The organism is Streptomyces niveiscabiei (assembly GCF_001419795.1).
GTDB classification, from domain to species: domain Bacteria; phylum Actinomycetota; class Actinomycetes; order Streptomycetales; family Streptomycetaceae; genus Streptomyces; species Streptomyces niveiscabiei.
In genome coordinates, this window is record NZ_LIRL01000976.1 from 1 (window position 1) to 2640 (window position 2640).

Sequence of the window (2640 nt, forward strand, 5' to 3'; positions counted from 1 at the left end):
CCCCGGCCCACCCCGCACCCGCCGCTGGTGGCGCACCCGCACCGCGCAGGGCATCGGGTACGCCACCCCCACCGCCCTCTTCGTCGCCGTCTTCTTCCTTTTCCCGCTCGCCCTCGTCGCTCACATGTCCCTCAGCGACTGGCCGTTGCTCGCCGGGGACCGGGGCGGCAACGCGCCCGAGAACTACACCGACGTCACCGACAGCTCGCTCTTCCGGCCCGCCGTCCGCTTCACCCTCCTCTACACGGCCGTCGTCACCGTCGTCCTCCTCGGACTCGCCCTGCTCCTCGCCCTGTTGGTGCAGGAGTCCCGCCCCGGCGCCGGGTTCTTCCGCACGGTCTACTTCCTGCCCGGCGCCCTCGGACTGACCTCCGCGTCCCTCCTCTTCTGGGGCCTCTACAGCCCCACCACCGGGCCCCTGAGCAAGATGCTGGAGAGACTCGGCCTCGTCGACGACCCCGTCTCCTTCCTCGGCTCACCCACGGCCGCCCTCTGGTCGACGGTGTTCCTCGTCGTGTGGAAGTTCGCCGGGTTCTACATGCTCATCCTGCTCGTCGGACTCCAGCGCATCCCGCACGAGCTGTACGAGGCCGCCCGCATGGACGGCGCGAGCCGCTCCCAGATCTTCCGCTCGATCACCCTGCCCCTCCTGCGCCCCTCCCTCGCCCTGTCGCTGCTGCTGTGCGTCACCGGATCGCTCCTCGCCTTCGACCAGTTCTTCGTCCTCACCAAGGGCGGGCCCGACAACAGCACCGTCACCGTCGTCCAGCTGATCTACCGCGAGGCGTTCCAGAAGCTGAACCTCGGTACGGCCGCCGCCCTCTCGATCATCGTGCTGGCCGCGCTGCTCCTGCTGAACGCCCTCCAGTTCCGGGGGCTGCGAAGGGAGGACGCGTGAAAGGGACACGCACCCCGTACTACGTCGTCACCGGCGGCCTCGCCGTCATCTTCCTGTTCCCGCTGCTGTGGAACACCTGGGCGTCGGTGAGCCCCCAGCCCGGCACCGCCCAGGAGTCCGGGTACGGGCTCGGCAACTACCGCACCCTCCTCGACTACGACGCCGGGCTGTGGCGGTACTTCCTGAACAGCACCGTCGTATCCGCCCTCACCGTCGCCCTCACGCTCGGGGTGTCGCTGCTCGGCGGATACGCCTTCGCCCGCTTCCGGTTCCCCGGCAAGGACCTGCTGTTCCTGGTCACGCTGGCGATCCTCATGGTGCCGTACGCGACCCTGCTCATCCCGCTCTACGTCCTCCTCGGCCGCCTCCACCTCCAGAACTCGCTGATCGGGCTGAGTCTGGTCCTCGCGATGTTCCAGCTCCCCTTCGCCACCTTCATGATGCGGATCTCCTTCGAGTCCGTGCCGCGTGAACTGGAGGAATCGGCGCTGGTCGACGGGTGCGGGACGGCGGGGGCGCTGCGCCGCATCCTGCTGCCCGCCGTACGGCCGGGGCTCATCACCGTCGGACTCTTCGCGTTCCTCGCCGCCTGGAACGACTTCATCGCCCCGCTGATCCTCATCTCCGACAGCGCGAAGGCGCCACTCCCGCTCGCCGTCGCCAATCTGCGCCAGCAGAGCATGGGGGCGGTCGACTACGGCGCCACCGAGGCGGGCGTCGTGGTGCTCGCGGTGCCGTGCCTGCTGCTGTTCCTGCTGCTGCAACGGCATTACGTGCGCGGCTTCATGTCGGGCGCGCTCAAGGGCTGAGCCGGGGGCCGGCCTCGACACGGCACGCCCTCGGTACGGCGGGCGCGCCGTCCGCTCCCGCACGGCACCCATCCGCACGGCACTCATCCGCACGGCACAGGGAACTCTCCCCTGGTTTCGACGACCGGAAGGCTTGAACTGGTGACGGACAACATGGCGGGCCCCCTCGCGACGCCGGTCGTACCCGGCCGGGGCCGGCTGAGGCCCCTCGGGCTCGGCGAGGTCAGGATCACCGGCGGGTTCTGGGCCGGGCGCAGGCGGACCAACGCGACCGCCACGCTCGACCACTGCCGGTACTGGATGGAACGCGTCGGCTGGATCGGCAACTTCCGCGCCGCCGCCGAGGGCCGCATCCGGCACGACCGCAGGGGCCGCGAGTTCGCCGACTCCGACGTCTACAAACTCCTGGAGGCCATGGCCTGGGACGGCGACCGCGACCCCGAGATCGCCGCCCTCACCGAGGCCGTCGCCCTCGCCCAGGAACCCGACGGCTACCTCGACACCGCGTACGGCCGCCCCGGCCAGCAGCCCCGCTACAGCGACCTCGCCTGGGGCCATGAGCTGTACTGCTACGGCCACCTGATCCAGGCCGGGGTCGCCCAGACCCGGGCGCGCGGCGAGGGCGAACTCGCGAAGATCGCCCGCCGGGCCGCCGACCACGTCTGCACCACCTTCGGCGCCGGAGCGAACGACGGCATCTGCGGGCACCCCGAGATCGAGACCGCCCTCGTCGAACTCTTCCGCACGACCGGCGAACAGCGCTACCTCGACCAGGCCGCCCTGTTCATCGAACGCCGGGGCCGACACACCCTCGCCGACGGCGAGTTCGGCCGAGCCTACTTCCAGGACGACGTACCCGTCCGCGACGCGACCGTCTTCCGCGGCCACGCCGTACGCGCCCTCTACCTCGCCGCCGGTGCCGTCGACGTGGCC

Annotated in this window: 3 protein-coding genes; all 3 read left to right on the plus strand. The window is 70.7% G+C overall.

Annotated elements, in window-relative coordinates:
- On the plus strand, positions 1-898 hold an 898-nt coding region (locus AOK24_RS38165; RefSeq protein ID WP_055724528.1), incomplete at its 5' end, for a carbohydrate ABC transporter permease.
- Positions 895-1707 carry a carbohydrate ABC transporter permease gene (locus tag AOK24_RS38170; RefSeq protein WP_055724529.1) on the plus strand — a complete coding sequence of 271 codons (813 nt, stop codon included), beginning with the start codon at positions 895-897 and terminating at the stop codon, positions 1705-1707. The genes AOK24_RS38165 and AOK24_RS38170, both read left to right, overlap by 4 nt.
- Positions 1708-1860: 153 nt before the next feature.
- Positions 1861-2640: beta-L-arabinofuranosidase domain-containing protein (locus tag AOK24_RS38175; RefSeq protein WP_206191341.1), on the plus strand; the 780-nt coding region annotated here is incomplete at its 3' end.